The 18,351-nt window shown below is 56.1% G+C and carries 12 protein-coding genes, 1 other RNA gene and 1 pseudogene; 7 read left to right on the top strand and 7 right to left on the bottom strand.

Annotated features, from left to right (window positions below; all coding sequences use genetic code 11):
* Window positions 1-291 precede the first annotated feature (291 nt).
* A complete protein-coding gene (kdpB, locus tag EI293_RS19655) occupies window positions 292-2,337 on the bottom strand; it encodes a potassium-transporting ATPase subunit KdpB (RefSeq protein ID WP_125440256.1) in 2,046 nt (681 codons plus the stop codon).
* Window positions 2,338-2,479: 142 nt separating this feature from the next.
* Between kdpB and EI293_RS19650 the strand changes: the two genes are divergently transcribed.
* A complete protein-coding gene (locus EI293_RS19650; protein WP_125440255.1) occupies window positions 2,480-2,911 on the top strand; it encodes a hypothetical protein in 432 nt (143 codons plus the stop codon).
* Window positions 2,912-2,943: 32 nt separating this feature from the next.
* Here the strand turns inward: EI293_RS19650 and kdpA are convergent, their stop codons facing one another.
* From kdpA to ssrA, 4 genes are all read right to left on the bottom strand, one after another.
* On the bottom strand, window positions 2,944-4,644 hold the full coding sequence (gene kdpA / locus EI293_RS19645; RefSeq protein ID WP_125440254.1) for a potassium-transporting ATPase subunit KdpA: 1,701 nt from the start codon (window positions 4,642-4,644) through the stop codon (window positions 2,944-2,946).
* Window positions 4,645-4,653: 9 nt separating this feature from the next.
* Window positions 4,654-4,731, bottom strand: a complete 78-nt coding sequence (kdpF, locus tag EI293_RS22675; RefSeq protein WP_125440266.1) for a K(+)-transporting ATPase subunit F — start codon at window positions 4,729-4,731, stop codon at window positions 4,654-4,656.
* 443 nt (window positions 4,732-5,174) lie between these two features.
* Window positions 5,175-6,527 carry a sigma-54-dependent transcriptional regulator gene (locus EI293_RS19635; RefSeq protein ID WP_125440253.1) on the bottom strand — a complete coding sequence of 451 codons (1,353 nt, stop codon included), beginning with the start codon at window positions 6,525-6,527 and terminating at the stop codon, window positions 5,175-5,177.
* Window positions 6,528-6,697: 170 nt separating this feature from the next.
* Window positions 6,698-7,067, bottom strand: a transfer-messenger RNA (tmRNA) gene (gene ssrA / locus EI293_RS19630).
* 257 nt (window positions 7,068-7,324) lie between these two features.
* On the opposite strand from ssrA, the gene dnaX reads away from it, so the two are divergent.
* The 6 genes and pseudogenes from dnaX (at window position 7,325) to EI293_RS19595 (ending at window position 16,490) form a co-directional block, all read left to right on the top strand.
* Complete coding sequence (gene dnaX / locus EI293_RS19625; protein WP_125440252.1) at window positions 7,325-9,469, top strand: DNA polymerase III subunit gamma/tau; 2,145 nt, start codon at window positions 7,325-7,327, stop codon at window positions 9,467-9,469.
* A 151-nt stretch (window positions 9,470-9,620) separates the two neighbouring features.
* Window positions 9,621-12,662, top strand: coding sequence for a M16 family metallopeptidase (locus tag EI293_RS19620; protein WP_246010743.1), 3,042 nt, complete (start codon window positions 9,621-9,623; stop codon window positions 12,660-12,662).
* A 202-nt stretch (window positions 12,663-12,864) separates the two neighbouring features.
* Entirely contained in the window at window positions 12,865-14,127 is a 1,263-nt protein-coding gene (gene icd / locus EI293_RS19615; protein ID WP_125440251.1) for an NADP-dependent isocitrate dehydrogenase, read from the top strand.
* Window positions 14,128-14,197: 70 nt separating this feature from the next.
* Window positions 14,198-15,559, top strand: a pseudogene (locus EI293_RS22670) (nSTAND3 domain-containing NTPase).
* A gap of 161 nt (window positions 15,560-15,720) precedes the next feature.
* The gene (locus EI293_RS19600) at window positions 15,721-16,161 is read left to right on the top strand and encodes a hypothetical protein (RefSeq protein ID WP_125440248.1); all 441 of its coding nucleotides are present in this window, start codon (window positions 15,721-15,723) and stop codon (window positions 16,159-16,161) included.
* An 89-nt stretch (window positions 16,162-16,250) separates the two neighbouring features.
* Window positions 16,251-16,490, top strand: coding sequence for a hypothetical protein (locus EI293_RS19595; RefSeq protein WP_125440247.1), 240 nt, complete (start codon window positions 16,251-16,253; stop codon window positions 16,488-16,490).
* Window positions 16,491-16,755: 265 nt separating this feature from the next.
* Here EI293_RS19595 and EI293_RS19590 read toward each other — a convergent pair whose 3' ends face one another.
* The gene (locus tag EI293_RS19590) at window positions 16,756-17,310 is read right to left on the bottom strand and encodes a cupin domain-containing protein (RefSeq protein WP_125440246.1); all 555 of its coding nucleotides are present in this window, start codon (window positions 17,308-17,310) and stop codon (window positions 16,756-16,758) included.
* A 75-nt stretch (window positions 17,311-17,385) separates the two neighbouring features.
* The gene (locus EI293_RS19585; RefSeq protein WP_125440245.1) at window positions 17,386-18,216 is read right to left on the bottom strand and encodes a helix-turn-helix domain-containing protein; all 831 of its coding nucleotides are present in this window, start codon (window positions 18,214-18,216) and stop codon (window positions 17,386-17,388) included.
* Window positions 18,217-18,351 lie beyond the last annotated feature (135 nt).

Below are 18,351 nucleotides of genomic sequence, written 5' to 3'. Positions count from 1 at the left end.
CGAGCCATTAACGGCTTAAAACGCTTCCGGGCTGTGGCGACCCGCTTTGATAAACGAGCGGCGAACTACTTTGCCACCTGCTGCTTGATTGCCGCCTTGACCTGGCTCTAATTGTAAACACTCCCTAGTTCCCCTCCTTGGCAAGGAGGGGCTAGGGGTGGTTGATTCGTTGAACGATTCGGAGTTGGGTCGTTCAGGTAAACAACATCAGCATGCGGGTCAACCACCCCAGCCGCGCCTTCGGCGCGGCGTCCCCTCCTCATATGAGGAGGGGAGTTTTCGTTGTAATTTCTACAAGAAAAGCCCCACTACCAGGTCAATGACCTTGATGCCGATGAAGGGCACAATTACGCCGCCCAAGCCGTATACCAGCAGGTTGCGGCGCAGCAAAGCCGAGGCCCCGATGGGCTTGTAGGCCACCCCGCGCAGCGCCAGCGGCACCAGCGCCGGGATGATGATGGCGTTGAAAATTACGGCCGAGAGGATGGCCGACTGCGGCGACTTCAGGCCCATGATGTTGAGCGCGCCCAGGGCCGGAATGGCCACCATGAACAGCGCGGGCACAATGGCGAAGTACTTGGCCACGTCGTTGGCAATCGAAAACGTGGTGAGCGTGCCGCGCGTCATCAGCAGCTGCTTCCCGATTTCGACCACCTCGATGAGCTTGGTGGGGTCGTTGTCGAGGTCCACCATGTTGCCGGCTTCCTTGGCGGCCTGGGTACCCGAATTCATGGCCACGCCCACATCGGCCTGGGCCAGGGCGGGGGCGTCGTTGGTGCCGTCGCCCATCATGGCTACCAGGCGGCCCTGCTGCTGCTCGTTGCGGATGTACTGCATCTTATCCTCGGGCTTGGCCTCGGCAATGAAATCATCCACGCCGGCTTTTTCGGCAATGAAGCGGGCCGTGAGCGGGTTGTCGCCGGTTACCATTACCGTCTTGATGCCCATTTTGCGCAGGCGCTCGAACCGCTCCTGAATGCCGGGCTTGATGATATCCTGCAGCTCCACCACGCCCAGCACCCGGTCGTTTTCGCTGAGCACCAGCGGGGTGCCGCCGTTGTTAGCAATGGCATCAACCCGCTCCGATGTCTCCTGCGGGAAGGGCTGGCCGGCTTTCACCGCCAGCTGCCGAATGGCGTCGGAAGCGCCCTTGCGGATGCGCTGGCCGTCGGCGAGGGTCACGCCGGAGCTGCGGGTTTCGGCAGTGAACTTGATCAGCTCGGCTCCCTGCAAACGGCTTTGCAGCAGCTGCGGATCAACCTGCTGTTCCCGGGCCAGCTCCACGATGCTCTTGCCCTCGGGCGTTTCGTCGGTGAGCGAGGACAGCGTGGCCAGCTCCACGAACTGCCGCGCCTCGATGCCGGGCGCGGGCCAGAAGTGGGTGGCTTTGCGGTTGCCGATGGTGATGGTGCCGGTTTTGTCGAGCAGCAGCACGTCGATGTCGCCGGCCGTTTCCACGGCTTTGCCGCTTTTGGTGATGACGTTGGCCCGCAGCGCGCGGTCCATGCCCGCAATGCCGATGGCCGAGAGCAGCCCGCCGATGGTGGTCGGAATCAGGCACACAAACAGCGCAATGAAGGCCGAAATGGCAATGGGCGTGTTGGCGAAATCGGCAAACGGCGCCAGCGTGACGCATACCAGCACGAACACCAGCGTAAACCCGGCCAGCAGAATGGTGAGGGCAATTTCGTTGGGCGTTTTCTGCCGCGAAGCGCCTTCCACCAGCGCAATCATCTTGTCCAGAAACGACTCGCCCGGCGCGGTCGTCACCACCACTTTGATGCGGTCCGACAGCACCTTGGTCCCGCCCGTGACGGAGGATTTATCCCCGCCGGCCTCCCGAATCACCGGGGCCGACTCGCCCGTAATGGCCGACTCATCAATTGTGGCTAGACCCTCGATAATCTCCCCGTCGGTGGGGATGATTTCGCCGGCTTCCACCAGGAAAATCTGGCCTTTCTGGAGCTGGGAGGATGAAACTGACGACTCCTGGCCGTTGGCATCGAGCACGCGGGCGGGCGTTTCCTCGCGGGTTTTGCGCAGGCTTTCGGCCTGGGCCTTGCCACGGGCCTCGGCAATGGCCTCGGCGAAATTGGCGAACAACAGCGTCAGGAACAGCACCACAAACACGGTGAAGTTGTAGCCGAACGAGCCTTGGGCGGCATCGGGCTTTACCAGCAGCCCCAGCGTCACGAGCAGCATCACCACCGTCCCGATTTCCACGGTGAACATCACCGGGTTGCGGAACATGATGCGCGGATCGAGCTTCACAAAGGCCTGTTTCACGGCCTCGGAAACCAGCGCGGGTTGAAAGAGAGATTGGGATTTGGTAGACATTGGGAGTTGAGAGGAAAGAGATTGAAACGAGTTGCGGATGTACCTAAACTCGCCTCATTGCCAGAATACTAATTGCTATCAATTGCTGCCTCTGAGCACTTACTTTGTGTATCTGGAAATAGCCTTGTATTGCCTCATAACTATGTGCGAACTATCTATTAATGTCAGCTCACTGCAAGGAGAATTTGAAGGCCACACTGAAATTGATATTTCGGGTACCTCTGCTGATTTTCTTAGCTTCTCCTACTGCCTGACTGAATTCCCAACGAAAGGATTTTCACTCAGACAAAGACCTAATATTCACTATCATAAGGCACTACATCACCTGTCATTAGAGTTGATTGACCAGTCAAACCAGCTGGTTACAATGCAGGTAGAGGGTGTAGATTTCAAGATTACAGGTGACCTGGAAGCATTCCAGAAACTGAGTAACTTTTTAGAAAGTCTATCAAACCTGAGCCCCGGTGAGCATTTCCACCTTGATTGGTTTGCAGACGAAGACTTACTGGCACCAGCAACTGCTACTTTGTCTTTCGTCTTTTCAGTTCTGGCAGAAGACCAGAGCAGGCCCTGACTCAGTACCTAATACTCATTACTCGATACTGCTTAATACAGCGAGAAATGCTCGGCCAGCGGCCCCAGCGCCAGGGCCGGGAAGAAGGCCAGGGCGGCAATGATGACGATGACGGCCAGCACCATCACCCCGAAGGTGGCCGTGTCGGCGGGCAGGGTGCCGGCGCTTTCGGGCACGTACTTCTTGCGGGCCAGCAGGCCGGCTATGGCTACCGGGCCGATGATGGGCAGGAAGCGGGCCAGCAGCAGCACCACGCCGGTGCTGATGTTCCACCAGGGCGTGTTGTCGCCGAGGCCCTCGAAGCCGGAGCCGTTGTTGGCCGAGGCGGAGGTGAACTCATAGAGCAGCTCGGAGAAGCCGTGGTAGCCGGGGTTGGCCAGCCAGCCGGCGTACTCGGTGGGGTTGCCGGTATAAAGGTGGGCCGTAAGGGCGGTGCCGGCCAGAATCAGCAGCGGGTGCAGCAGCGTCACGAGGATGGCAATTTTCATCTCGCGGGCTTCGATTTTCTTGCCCAGCAGCTCGGGCGTGCGGCCCACCATCAGGCCGGCAATGAACACGGCAATGATGAAGTAAGCGAAGAAGTTGAGCAGACCCACGCCGCAGCCGCCGTAGAAGGCGTTGGTCATCATGCCCAGCATCTGGCTCATCCCCGAAATCGGCATGAACGAGTCGTGCATGGAGTTCACCGAGCCGCAGCTGATGATGGTGTTGGTGATGCTCCAGTAGGCCGAAGCCGCCGCCCCGAAACGGATTTCCTTGCCCTCCATGGCCCCCAGCGCCTGATTTACGCCCATCTGGCTGATGGCGGGGTTGCCGTGCAGCTCGTAGTACACCGTGGGAGCCAGCAAAGCCACGAAGCCCACGGTCATCACCCCGAAAATCATATAGGCCAGCTTGCGGCGCTTCAGGTAGAAACCCAGCGCAAACACCATGGCCACCGGAATCAGCACCAGCGCAATGTTCTCGACGGCGTTGGTGATAAAGTTGGGGTTTTCGAGCGGGTGGGCCGAATTGGTGCCGTAGAATCCGCCCCCGTTGGTGCCCAGCTCCTTGATAGCCACCATGGCCGCCACCGGTCCGCGGCTCACAGCCACCGAGTCGCCCTGGAGCGTAATGAGTTCCTGCTTGCCCTGCAGCGTCATGGGCGTGCCGTTGAAGGCCAGGATGAGAGCAATGAGCAGGGAGCCGGGCAGCAGCAGGCGCGTGATGCTCTTCACGAAGTAGTCGTAGAAGTTGCCCAGCTTCTCGGTGGTGCGGGTTTGCAGGGCGTTGAACACCACCACGGCCGCCGCAATGCCGGAAGCGGCACTCACGAACTGCAGAAACATAATCACCACCAGCTGCGAGAGGTACGACAGGCCCGACTCGCCGGAGTAGTGTTGCAGGTTGCAGTTTACCAGAAAGGAAATGGCCGTGTTAAAGGCCAGATCCGGCGACATGCTGGGGTTGCCATCGGGGTTGAGCGGCAGGCTGCCCTGGGTGCTGAGCACGAGCATAGCCAGCCCAAACCACACCAGGTTGATGGTAAGCAGCGCCACCAAGTGCTGCTGCCAGCTCATTTCGCGGCGGGCATCAATGCCCGAAAGCCGGAAGATGCCGGCCTCCACGGGCCGCATAAAATCGAGCAGGCTCTTTTCGCCCCGGAACACGCGGGCCAGGTAGGCACCCAGCGGCAGGGCCAGCACCAGCGTGACCAGGTAGATCAGGCCGATGCTGAGTAGTTCGTTGTTCATGGAAGTAGCTTAGAATTTCTCCGGGCGCAGCAGCACGTAGCAGAGGTAGCCAAACGTGGCGAGAGAGAGGAAAAACAGGATGAGCATCATGGCGCGACGGGGCTAGATCTGGTCGAAAAAATCGACGGACTTGTAGAAGAGCCAGAAGCCGGCTAGGCCAGCGGCCGTGAGCAGGGGAAACAGGAAGAAAGTATTCATCAGCGGAATCTTGGTTGAGGTGTGTGCTGCCTCTTGCCAATCCGGGCCCACATCCGGCTTCACCGCTTCACTTATTGCTTTATCTATCTGACTATCAGGTATATTATTTTTAAATCAACTACTTGCCTGCCTGCCGCGCACAAAAAAACCGGGTCATTCTGACCCGGTGCGCTGGTCAGAATAACCCGGTTTGGTAGGATGCTGGTCCTTATGGCCTCAGGGCTGAAGCCCTGGGCTAGTTAGCGGAAATGCCTATTCTCCACGTAGCCCAGGGCTTCAGCCCTGGGGCACAGGCGGCTTCGTTCAACACCGAGACGCGAGATGTTGCGTCTCTACAGCCCGTACTCCTGAATCTTGCGGTAAAGCGTTTTGGTGCCGATGCCGAGCTGACGGGCGGCTTCCATCTTGTTGCCGCCGGTGTCGTGGAGCACCTGCCGTATCTGGCGCTTTTCGAGGCTGCGCAGACTTTTATCGGAGGCCTCGTCGGCGGTTGGCGAAGCTGTAAAGTAGTGGAAGTCGGCGGGCAGGTCGTCGGTGGTGAGCGTGTCGCCGTCGGCGAGGATGGCGGCGCGCTCCAGCACGTTTTTCAGCTCCCGCACGTTGCCGCGCCAGTCGTGGCGGCGCAGCTGTTCCAGCACCTCGGGCTCCAGGCCGCGCAGGCGGCGGCGCAGCTTGCCGGCGAAGAACTGCAAAAAGTACTCGGCCAACAGCGGCACGTCCTCGCGCCGCTCGTTGAGGCCCGGCACTGGCACCGTAAACACGGCCAGGCGGTAATACAGATCGGGCCGAAAGTGGCCGGTTTCGGCCTCCTGCCTGAGGTTGCGGTTGGTGGCGGCCACGATGCGCACGTTCACGCTGGTGGGCTTGGTGTCGCCGAGCTTAGTAAACTGCTGGGTTTCGAGCACCCGCAGGAACTTGGCCTGCACGTTCAGCTCCAGCTCCCCGATTTCGTCCAGAAACAAGGTGCCGCCGGTGGCTTCCTCCAGCAGGCCCTTCTTATCGGTCAGCGCGCCCGTAAACGCGCCCTTCTTGTAGCCAAACAGCTCCGATTCCAGCAAATCCTTTGGGAAGGCCGAGCAGTTCACAGCCACAAACGGCTTGCTGCGGCGCGGACTGGCCTGGTGAATGGCCTGGGCAAATAGCTCCTTGCCCGCGCCGGTGGGGCCTTCCAGCAGCACGGTACTGTCGGTGGGGGCCGCGCGCTCGGCCAGTTTGCGGGCCTGCATCAGCGCCTGGGAGCGGCCAATCATGCTGTCGAAGCTATACTGAGCGCCTACTTTCTTTTCCAGGTCGGCCACGCGGCGCTGCAGGCGGGCTTTTTCGGCGGCGCGGTCTACTACTACCACCAGCTGGTCGTCGGAGTCGCCTTTGGTGAGGTAGTCGAAAGCACCTTCCTTCATGGCCCGTACCCCGTCGGGAATGGTGCCGTAGGCCGTCATCAGCACCACTTCGGCCAGCGGGGCCACCTGCTTGTAACGCGGCAGCAGGTCGAGGCCGTAGCCATCGGGCAGCTTCACATCGGAGAGAATCACCAGTACCTCCCCGGCGTGCTGGCGCAGCAGTTCCAGGCCGCGGCGGGCATCAGGGGCCTGCAGCACGGTGTAGTCTTCCAGCTCCAGCACCCGGGCCAGCAGCTGGCGCAGGCTGGTTTCGTCGTCGATGAGCAGCAGGGTTCCGTTGGGCATGGGCGGGTATATTGGGCCGGCTGTTAACAGGACCAGCACGCGGAATGAGAACCATACAGGTTCATAAAAAAACCCGACTCAGCAGTGCTAAATCGGGTTTTGATAGTTCAGAAGCCGGAGAAAAAAACAGAAGTCTAAGCTCTTACTTCTATCCTCTCACTTCTAAAACAGAGTGGAGCCGCAGGGATTCGAACCCTGGTCCAGACAAGGAAGGCGTCGAGCTTTCTACGTGTGTATCTATGCTTGGATTTTCGAAGGAAACCAGGCGCACATCAGGCCCTTGATTTCCCCTTATCTGTTTGAGTTTCGCGCAGGCGTCACAGCGCCACCTGCACTATCCTAACTCTTACGACGCCCCGAACTCACCCGTGAGAAGGAATACGGGTGCGGGACGATGACAGTGCTTAGTTCTAAACTAGGCAGCCATGGCGTAGCTATACTCGCCAGTTATTGTTTGGACGGCTTTTTTTACGGGAGATTCATCCAACTCCCGACACGCTTACTCGCGACATGCACAAGCTGTCAATTCCGGTCGGCCCCAATTGAGAAAGAACAAACCCGCCACCGAAGCAGCGGGGTGCGAATGTACGCACATCGGGAAGAAAACGTTGCTGCCAGCCGAAAATGTTCCCGTTTCTCATTTCTCCCTGCAGTCAGAATCCGGGGAGAAATCCGGCCACAGTATCCGGATTTCTGCTACCGTTCGAAACGACCAGCAGGCGGCCTTTTCGAGCCAATAACCCGTCGAGCTACCTTCCAAAGCCCGGCTTTTCGGGGTATCTTTGCCCCTGACTCGTATGGAAAATTTCGTTGTTTCGGCCCGCAAGTACCGCCCGGCCACGTTTCGCAGCGTGGTGGGGCAGCAGCACGTTACCACCACTTTGCAGAACGCCATTGCTAGCCAGCATCTGGCCCAGGCGTTCCTGTTCTGCGGCCCCCGGGGCGTGGGCAAAACCACCTGCGCCCGGATTCTGGCCAAAACCATCAACTGCGAGTTCGTAGAGGAGCATGTGCGCAAAAGCCGGCCGGTTTCGGAGCTGATCCAGATCCAGCCCGACATTGTGCCCGATGCGCTGCTGAACGCCCCGGACCCCGATAATACGCCCTTCGATTTAGAGGCCTGCGGCAAATGCTCTTCGTGCCGGGCGTTTCAGGAAAACGCCTCGTTCAACGTGCACGAGTTGGATGCGGCCTCCAACAACTCGGTGGAGGACATCCGCAGCTTGGTGGAGCAGGTGCGCTACGCCCCGCAGCAGGGCCGCTTCAAGGTGTACATCATCGACGAAGTGCACATGCTCTCGAATGCGGCTTTCAACGCGTTTCTGAAAACGCTGGAGGAGCCGCCGAGCTACGCCATCTTCATTCTGGCCACCACCGAGCGGCACAAGATTATCCCCACCATTCTGTCGCGGTGTCAGATTTTCGACTTCAACCGCATCAAGGTGGACGACATGCGCAACCACCTGCGCTACGTGGCCACCCAGGAGCAGATTCAGGCCGAAGACGACGCCCTGCACCTGCTGGCTCAAAAGGCCGACGGTGGCCTGCGCGACGCCCTGAGCATGTTCGACCAGATGGTGACCTTCTCGGGCCACAACCTGCGCTACCAGGATGTGGTACAGAACCTGCACATTCTGGACTACGAGTACTATTTCCGGCTGGTAGATGCGCTGCTGACCGAGAACCTGTCGGCCACGCTGCTCTTGCTGGACGAGGTGATGCAGCAGGGTTTCGACCTGCACAACTTTGTGGTGGGTGCCGCCGAGCACCTGCGCGGCCTGCTGGTGTGCAAAGACCCCGTGACGGTGCAGCTGCTGGAAGTGTCCGACAACATCCGGGCGCGCTACGTGCAACAGGCCCAGGATGCACCCCTGCCCTTCCTGCTCTCGGCCCTGAACCTGGTTAGCCTTTGCGACCGGGAGTTCAAGCAGGCCAAAAACCAGCGCCTGCACGTAGAGTTGATGCTCATGAAGCTGGCCTACCTCAACAGTGCCGTGCAGTTTGCCCGGGAGTTGCAGGGCGGTGTGGCCGCACCAACCGCCAACGGCGAGGCGAAAAAAAAAAGCCCTGATGCAGCCCTAACCCCAGCCGCCTCAGCGCCACCCGCCGCCAACGGCCGCCTCGTAGCCGACGGCACCGCCGAAACCCCGGCCGTGTACAACGCGGCTCCAACGGCCCAACAACCAACAACTAGCAACCAACAACCACTCATACACGCCCCGGCCGACCCTGAGCCTATTGTGCCGGTGGAAAGCGGCGTGGAAGAGCTGCACGACACGCCCAGCATCGAGGACGAAGCGGCCACCCAGGTGCCCACCACCCAGCAACTACGCGACACCGTGCCGCACGTAGAAATCGGGGCGCCCAGCATTGCCGGCCACGAGCCGGGCCAGATGCCTGTAACGGCCGCTCCGCTCCCGCCCCGCCCGGGGATGCCGCCGGCCGGTAAGCCGCTGGGCCTGGGCACCAAGCTCCCCGGTTTAGGCAGTCTGAGCGCCATGAAGGCTCAGATGGAGCAGAAAGCCGCCGCTGGCAAAGCCGCTACCGACGCCGAGCCCAACGGCCCCACCACCGGCCTGCCCGTCATCAACGACGAGGTACTGCAGCGCGTGTGGAAGGAGCTGACCGAGGAGCGCAAGCCCATCAGCATGATGCACTACAGCCTGCTCAACCGCCCCGTGCAGGCCAATGAGCAGCACATGATTCTGCTGCGCGTGGATAACCCGGTGCAGGAGGACCTGTTCAACGAGTTGCGGGCCGAGTTCCTGGGTGAGTTGCGCCGCCGCACCGGCTATCCGCGTCTGAACGTGACGGTGGAAGTAGTGGAGCGCGTGGAAACCGGCCGCAAGCTCTACACCTCCTCCGACAAGATGGACTACCTGATGGAGAAGTACCCGATGCTGAGCGAAATGAAGCAGAAGCTCGGCCTCGACGTGGATTAACGCTCGGATTACGGAGAAATCCGTGAGCCGTCATAAGCATTTTTTCGCACTTTGCGGGCGAGGGGCCGAAGTGGCGCTTTTTATTCCCGGGGGGGCCGCCTATCTTTGGCCCTTATCCTTTTCCCGCTCTGCTTTCCGCGCCTGCTTCCCCGTGAAAAAACCTCTGCTGCTTCTCGTTCCGGCCCTGGCGACGCTCGGTCTTACTCAGTGCCAGACCAGTAAGCCGGCGGCCACTACCGCCGCCCCGGCTACGGAAACCGCCGCTAGCCCCGTTTCGCAGCCAAAGAAATACACGTACCAGACGGTGGAAGGCGACCCGCTCAAGGCCCGCATCTACACCCTCGATAACGGTCTGACCGTTTACCTCTCCGACTACAAGGACGCCCCCCGCATCCAGACCTACCTGGCCGTGCGGGCCGGCTCCAAAAACGACCCCAGCACCGCCACTGGCCTCGCGCATTACCTGGAGCACATGGTGTTCAAGGGCACCTCGAAGCTAGGCACCCAGAACTGGGCCGCCGAGAAAGTGGAGCTTGACAAGATTGAGGCCCTCTACGAGCAGTACCGCGCCCAGCGCAACGACCCCACCGCCCGCAAGCGCACCTACCACCAGATTGACTCGATTTCGGGCGTGGCGGCCAAGTACGCCGTGGCCAATGAGTACGACAAGGTCATGGGCGCCATCGGGGCCAAGGGCTCCAACGCCTACACCTCGGTGGAGCAGACGGTGTACCAGGAGGACATTCCGAGTAACCAGTTGGAGAAGTGGGCCGCTGTGCAGGCTGAGCGCCTCGGCGAGATGGTGCCGCGCCTGTTCCACACCGAGCTAGAGGCCGTGTACGAGGAGAAAAACCGGGGCCTCGACTCTGACTTTCGCAAGGAATACGAGGCCCTGAGCGCCAGCCTCTACCAGCAGCACGAGTACGGCACCCAGACCACCATCGGGACTATCGACCACCTGCAGAACCCGTCCATTACGGAGATTAAGCGGTATTTTGAGAAGTATTACGTGCCGAATAACGTGGCCCTGTGCCTCTCGGGCGACCTGGACTACGACCAGACCATCCGCGTGATTGACCAGTACTTCGGCAAGCTGCAGAGCAAGCCGGTGGATGCCTTTGTGGCCGCCCAGGAAGCCCCCATTACCGCGCCCATCGTGAAGCAGGTGCTGGGCCCTGACGCCGAAAACGTGATGCTCGGCTTCCGCCTGCCCGGCACCGCCACCCGCGACGCGCTAGTGCTGCGCATGATTGATAAAATCCTGAGCAACGGCCAGGCCGGACTGATTGACCTCGACCTGAACCAGAAGCAGGCCGTGCTGAGCGCCGCCTCGTTCACCGACATCAACAACGACTACTCCTCGCACATCCTCTACGCCACGCCTCGCCAGGGCCAGAAGCTGGAGCAGGTGCACGACCTGCTGCTGGCCGAGCTGACCAAAGTCAAAAAGGGCGACTTCCCGGAGTGGCTGATTCCGGCCATCATCAACAACGAGCAGCTCCAGCGTACCAAGAGCTACGAGAGCAACGAGGCCCGCGCCGGCGCTTTCGTGGCCGCCTTCGTGGCCCGCGAGGACTGGAAGGACTACCTCAAGCAGACGGACGACTTCGGCACCATCACCAAGGAGGAAGTGATGCGCGTGGCCAACCAGTACTACGGCCCCGGCTACGCGCTGGTGTACAAGCGCACCGGTCAGGACCCCAACAAGGTGAAGGTGGTGAAGCCCGCCATTACGCCCGTGCCCGTGAACCGCGAGGTGGCCTCCGAATTCTACAAAGAGGTAACCGCCAAGCCCACCCCCGCGCTGCAGCCGGTGTTCCTCGATTACAAGAAGGACATTCAGGAAGTGACGCTGGCCTCGGGCGTGCCGGTGTACTACACCCACAACACCGAGAACAACCTCTTCAACCTGTACTACGTGCTCGATCTGGGCACGAACAATGACCCCAAACTCGGCCTCGCCACCGACTACCTGCAATACCTGGGCACCGGCAAGTACACCGCCGCCCAGCTCCAGCAGGAGTTCTACAAGTTGGGCTGCTCCTTCGCCGTAAGCAGCGGCCAGGACCGCACCTTCGTGAGCCTCTCCGGCCTCGACAGCAACTTCGAGCCGGCCCTGGCGCTGTTCGAAGGCCTGCTGGCCGCGCCCAAGCCCGATGCCGCTGCCCTGCAGAACATGGTGGCGGGTGTGCTGAAAGCCCGCCAGGATGCCAAGCTCAACAAAGGCGTGATTCTGAATCAGGCCCTGGTGAACTACGCCAAGTTCGGCGCAAAAAACCCCTTCACCACGCAGCTGAGCGAGAAAGAGTTGAAGGCTCTGAAGCCCGAGCAACTCACGGCCCTCATTAAAAAACTGACCACGTATGAGCATCGGGTGCTGTATTATGGGCCGCGGAAACTTGAAGGTGGATTTAAAAGAATTCCAACTGATTACACCAGCAAAACCCCTCAAACGCATGCGTTAGTCCCAGGAGTAGAGGATATCATCAATAATATCCACACCTCCCCCCCAACCCTCACGCCAGTACCGGCCGCCAAGGACTTCGCGGAGCAGCCGATGACGGAGCGCAAGGTGTACTGGGTGGATTACAACATGGTGCAGGCTGAAATCCTGTTCCTGAGCAAGGGACCAGTGTACGACAAGGGCCTGGTGCCCACCACCAGCCTCTACAACGAGTACTTCGGGGGCAGCATGGGCAGCATCGTGTTTCAGGAGCTGCGCGAGTCGAAGGCCCTGGCCTACTCGGCTTCCTCGCGCTTCGCCTCCGCCGATAAGGCCGGCCGCAGCTCCTACAACCTCAGCTACATCGGCACCCAGAGCGACAAGCTGCCCGAGGCCATGGCCGGCATGAACACCCTGCTCAACGATATGCCCGCCGCCGAGGCCAACCTGCAAATCGCCAAGGACGCCATCCGCAACAGCATTGCCACGGAGCGCATCACCAAGTCGGACGTGCTCTTCAGCTACGAGCGGGCCAAGCGCCTGGGCCTCGACTACGACCTGCGCCGCGACGTGTACGAGCAGACGCCCAACATGAGCTTCCAGGACCTGCTCAAATTCCAGCAGGCGCGCGTGAAAGGCCAGCCCCAGACCATCCTGGTCATCGGCAGCAAAGACCGCCTCAATTTTAAGGAGCTGGCCAAGTACGGCCAGGTCCAGCAACTTACCCTGAAAGAGATTTTCGGGTATTAGAAACGCCAGAACGGCAACAGAACGTCATGCTGAGCGAAGCGGAGCGTAGTCGAAGCATCTCTACCGCTTCGTTGCCCCGATTGAGTTAGCCAGAGGTAGAGATGCTTCGACTATGCTCCGCTTCGCTCAGCATGACGTGCCATCTGCGCGTTTCCGAACCACTCAACTACAACCCCTATAGTACCTAAGTACCTTTTCAACAATGGCAGAGAAAATCACCATCAAGAACGGCAAGCTGAATGTGCCCGATCAACCCATCATCCCGTTCATTGAAGGCGACGGTACGGGTCCGGATATTTGGGCGGCTTCCGTGCGCGTGTTCAACGCGGCAGTAGAGAAAGCCTACGGCGGCTCGCGCAAGCTGGTGTGGAAAGAGGTAATGGCCGGCGAGAAATCGTTCAAGCAATCCGGCAACTGGCTGCCCAATGAAACCCTGGATGCCTTCCGCGACTACCTCGTGGGCATCAAAGGCCCCCTGACTACCCCCGTAGGTGGCGGTATCCGCAGCCTCAACGTGGCTTTGCGCCAGGAGCTGGATCTGTACGCCTGCGTGCGCCCCGTGCGCTGGTTCGACGGCGTGCCCTCGCCCGTGAAACACCCCGAGCTGACCGACATGGTCATCTTCCGCGAAAACACGGAGGACATCTACGCCGGCATCGAGTACATGAACGGCACCCCGCAGGCCCAGAAAATGCTGGAATTCCTGCAGGATGAGATGGGCGTGAAGAAAATCCGCTTCCCCGAAACCTCCTCGTTCGGCATCAAGCCCGTGAGCAAGGAAGGCACCGAGCGCCTCGTGCGCGCCGCCATCCAGTACGCCATCGAGCACAAAAAGCCCTCGGTGACCATCGTGCACAAGGGCAACATCATGAAGTTCACCGAAGGCGCGTTCAAAACCTGGGGCTACGAGCTGGCCGAGAAGGAGTTTGGCGACAAGGTGTACACCTGGGCCCAGTACGACAAGGTGCTGGCCAAGCAGGGCCAGGAAGTGGCCGACGCCCAGCAGAAGGCAGCCCTCGACGGCGGCAAAATTCTCATCAAGGACAGCATTGCCGACGCCTTCCTGCAGCAGATCCTGCTCCGCCCCGCCGACTACTCGGTGGTAGCTACCCTGAACCTGAACGGCGACTACATCTCCGACGCGCTGGCCGCCATTGTGGGCGGTATCGGCATTGCGCCCGGGGCCAACATCAACTACCTCACCGGCCACGCCATTTTTGAGGCTACCCACGGCACCGCGCCCAAGTACGCCAACCAGGACAAGGTGAACCCCGGCTCGGTTATCCTCTCCGGGGCCCTCATGCTGGAGCACCTGGGCTGGCAGGAAGCCGCCGACCTCATTTACAAAGGCCTCGAAGCCGCCATTGCCGCCAAGCGCGTCACCTACGACTTCGAACGCCTGATGGAAGGCGCCACCCTCCTGAAATGCTCCGAGTTCGGCGACGAGATTATCAACCGGATGTAGTAGCCTATTTCATTACTTTAAAACGGTGTAGTCAGATTAGTGACTACACCGTTTTTTTTATACTTAAAGCATGCCACACTACGATTTTAAAAATCTCTCGCCTCTTGATTATGAAGATCTCTCGAGAGACTTACTTCAGCAGGAATCCGGATTAACTTTTGAAAGCTTCAAACCTGGAAAAGACGGTGGCATTGATCTACGCCATCTGAAAACCAAAAATCATTCTATTATAGTACAATGTAAACGATATTACGATTACAGAGCTCTTATATCTACGCTTAAAAAAGAGCTCAAAAAGGTTATTAAAATTAATCCAAGCCGTTATATAATCCGTACATCTATTGAACTTTCGCCTAGCAACAAAGACGAGATATGTAATTTATTCAATCCTTACATACTTAATACCAATGATATTTACGGACAAAATGACTTTAATAATTTACTAGGCAAGTTTCCTGAAATTGAGAAAAAGCATTACAAGCTCTGGCTTTCTAGTACGAATATATTGGAAAATATTATATACAGCAGAATACACAATCAAAGTATATTTGAAAACGAAATAATACAAGAAACCGTAAAAACATATGCACCAAACGACAGCTTGGAAAATGCCGTTAAGATTATAAATAAAAATAAATATGTAGTAATTTCAGGTATACCGGGGATAGGCAAAAGCACATTAGCTAAAATGCTTTGTTACCATTACATAAAAAATCACGATTTTGAAGATTTCGTATATATAACAGACTCAATAGGCGAAGCAATATCCACTTACAAAGAATCCAAGCGGCAAATTTTTTTATTTGATGACTTTTTAGGAAGTAATTTTTTGGAGTAAAATTTAAATCATAATGAAGGAAAAAATATTATATCATTTATAAATAGAATTAACAAATCAAAAAATAAGATATTAATATTAACTACAAGATAATATATTTTGAATCAAGCGAAACAAAAATTTGAAACCATTGACTCTCATCAAATACAAATAGCCAAATGCATAATAGATTTGTCACAGTACACTAAATCTATAAGAGCAAAAATATTATACAATCATATTTTTTTTTCAAATCTACCCTCACCATATATAGATAATATATTAAAAAATAACAACTATTTAAGAATTATAAATCATAAAAATTATAACCCGAGGGTTATTGAAGCCATAACTAGCAACAACAGATGGGCAACAATAAAAGTAGATGAGTTTGCAAAGAAATTTATAGAATTCTTGGACTATCCCGAAAGCATTTGGGAACATGTCTATGAAAACCAGATATCCGAATTATCTAAAGCAGTACTTGCTGTATTGATGTCAACAGGAACCCCAATATTTATAAATCATTTAGAAAGAGCGACTAACGAGTATTCTAAATACAATCAAAACACTAACAATCACACATACAATTCTATTAACTTAAAAAATCCATAAAAGAATTAGAAAATACTTTTATAATCACCAATACCGACAATTCAGGTAACCAGGCAATTGAATATCAAAATCCATCAGTTCAGGATTTTTTAATTAAATATTTAAGCGACCATGAATATACAATTTCCGCATTGATCAATTCATTTACGTATTTCAACCAATTGTTCTATATTTTTATTTACAATCATGATTCAAACAATTCAAATAAAGTCAATACAATTCAAATAAGCCAGGAACAAAATAAAGATAGATTAAATATTATAACAAAGAAGTTTCACGAACCTATAATTTCATCATTATATAAAGTACATTACACAGGTATAAAATCTTTTCGATGGACGCTATTAGAATATGATAAATTACAAATGTTAAATCAAATTATTTCACATTATCCAATAGAAAAATACGAAGAAGCAAACAGTTTTATACTCGAAGAACTTAAAATAATAGTCAATAACACACATTCAATAACATTAAAAAATTATAAATACCTATCATTAATCCACAATAAATTTAAAGAACAAATATTTTTAGAAAAAGAATCAATTATTACAGAATTAGCAAGAAATTTATCTTATATCGATGAAGTAAATGATTTTTAGATATTTCGAAAATATATTTACCAGAATTTATTAATGCAATCAATAATAATGACATTATATCTTGGATCGAAGAAATTATTGACGAATATATGCTCAATACTCATCCGGATGAAGTTGAAGAAATAATTGAAAAATTCAATACAACTATAAATAATACTAACAATCACTCATCCAATAAAATCGAAAAGTTCATGGATAAACTTGAAGATCATCGATTAACGTATGATAATGATGATTTTCTTGATAATTCAGCCTTCAATAAAGGTGCAGACAATTTAGAATCTAGTGACAGCTTTATAGAGTACATGTTTAATAGTTTAAATAATTAAATATATTATAAAAACATTTACTATCAACTAAACCTTCGCCTCATAGCATGGTTTGGTACGAGTTAAGCTTTGCTTAACTCGTACCAAACCAACAAAAACAGGGCACCCGTTGGGTGCCCTGTTCTATTTCCAGCCGGTTATGCTTCCTACGCTTGGTCGGCTTTTCGTTCGCGGCGCACGCGCTTCAGCAGCTGCCGGAAGGTGTGGTCATCTCGGCTTTGGCTTTGTCGGAACGATTACACGCCGGATCAGGATTTATGCTTGACTACAACGTCAGAGGCGGGCCCATGATTTTCATGCCGTGGCGACGGTGGATTTGCTGGGCTTCCTCGGCGGAGAGCGTGGCTTTCACGGCGTCCATTTCCTTGAAAAACTCTTCCAGCGTGCCGGCCGGCTGCACGGCGTAGAGCAGCTGGCCCTGGTCGCTGAGCTGTAACCAGCTGTGCGGCAGGTTGCGGGGCAGGAAGATGGTGTCGCCGGGGTGCAGCTCCTCCTGCCGGCTGCCCACCACGAAGCGGTAGTGACCGGCCAGCACGTAAAACCACTCGTCCTGGTGCAGGTGTACGTGCAGGGAGGGGCCGATTTTGGCGTAGCCAGTGTACACGAAAACGCTCAGCGCATCGGCCGTATCCTGGCGGGATATCACCACGTCGTTGGGGTGCTGGCCGCGGTACTTGAGGTGCTCCCCGAAGCGGCTGTTGCCGGCGCGTACCACGAACGGCTCGGAGGTAGTGGCGGCGGGGGCGCTCAGGCCGGCTTTGGCCAGGAACAGGGCCGGCAGGGCGGCCAGGGTGGTCTGCAGAAAATCTTTGCGTTGCATAGTACAGGAGGTTTTCTACAAACCTAGCCCCCGCCCTACCCCGGGTAGTGGTAGAAACCGGACTTTCCAAGGCCCTTAGATTTCAGCATCCCCGAACGCCCGCTCGGGGGCCTGGTTATCGAGGGTCCAGAACTGCACCGGGGTGTAGCCGGTCAGCTCCTTATAGTCCTTGGCTAGGTGCTGGTAGTCGTGGTAGCCGCAGCGCAGGGCCACGGATAGCCAGTCGAGCTGCGGACAGCGGTTTTTGAGGCGGTAGGCGCGGTCAAAGCGCACAATCTGCAGGAATTGCTTGGGCGCAATGCCCACCCGCTCCCGGAACCGGCGGTCGAACTGCCGATTACACAGGCAGCTTTCCCGGGCAAACCAGTCTACGCTGGCAGGAGCTTCTTCGTGCAGCATGAGTTGGGCCACCCGATCCAGGCCCAGCGGGGCGGGGCGTGCCCGGCGTAGCAGTCGGCCCAGAAACTGCTCGATAACCAGTACCATGGCAGTGTATGACGGAGCGGCGGCCAGCTGCTCGCTTACTTCCCGTACGCTGGGGCCCAGCACCTGCTCCGCATCCAGATACAGGTTCACCAGCTCAGGCATACTCACGCCCAGCAGCCGGTGAAATCCTCCGGGCTGAAAGACTACCTGCACGCTTAGAAAATCGGCTCCGACCTGTCGCATACTCAGAACTGTATGCTGCCCCGTCAGCACCGCCGGTTTCCCACTGATGGCAGAACTGGTTCCCAGGTACTGCACTGTTTCGGGGTCCCGGGGGTAGAACTGCAGGCACTGCTCCGGCCGTGGGGAGTAGTGCTTAGGCGGGATGACCGTGCCCGCTGGAAACCGAAAATCGATGATGCGGTAGAGCCGGACGAATTCGACCAGATGAGCGGCAGGCTTGATTTCGTTGAGGAGCATCGGGCATCCGCGTCACCGGCAGTAAGACGGCCACGCGCCCACGTTGGCGCAGCCACTCTTCAAGATACCACAACGGCGCATTGGATGCCAATACCGGATAGTTTTAGGGTCACATCCGACGCTACTTCCTGTCAA

It is taken from the genome of Hymenobacter perfusus, assembly GCF_003944765.1.
In the GTDB taxonomy this organism is placed as follows: domain Bacteria; phylum Bacteroidota; class Bacteroidia; order Cytophagales; family Hymenobacteraceae; genus Hymenobacter; species Hymenobacter perfusus.
This window is presented reverse-complemented; position numbering and strand designations above follow the sequence as displayed.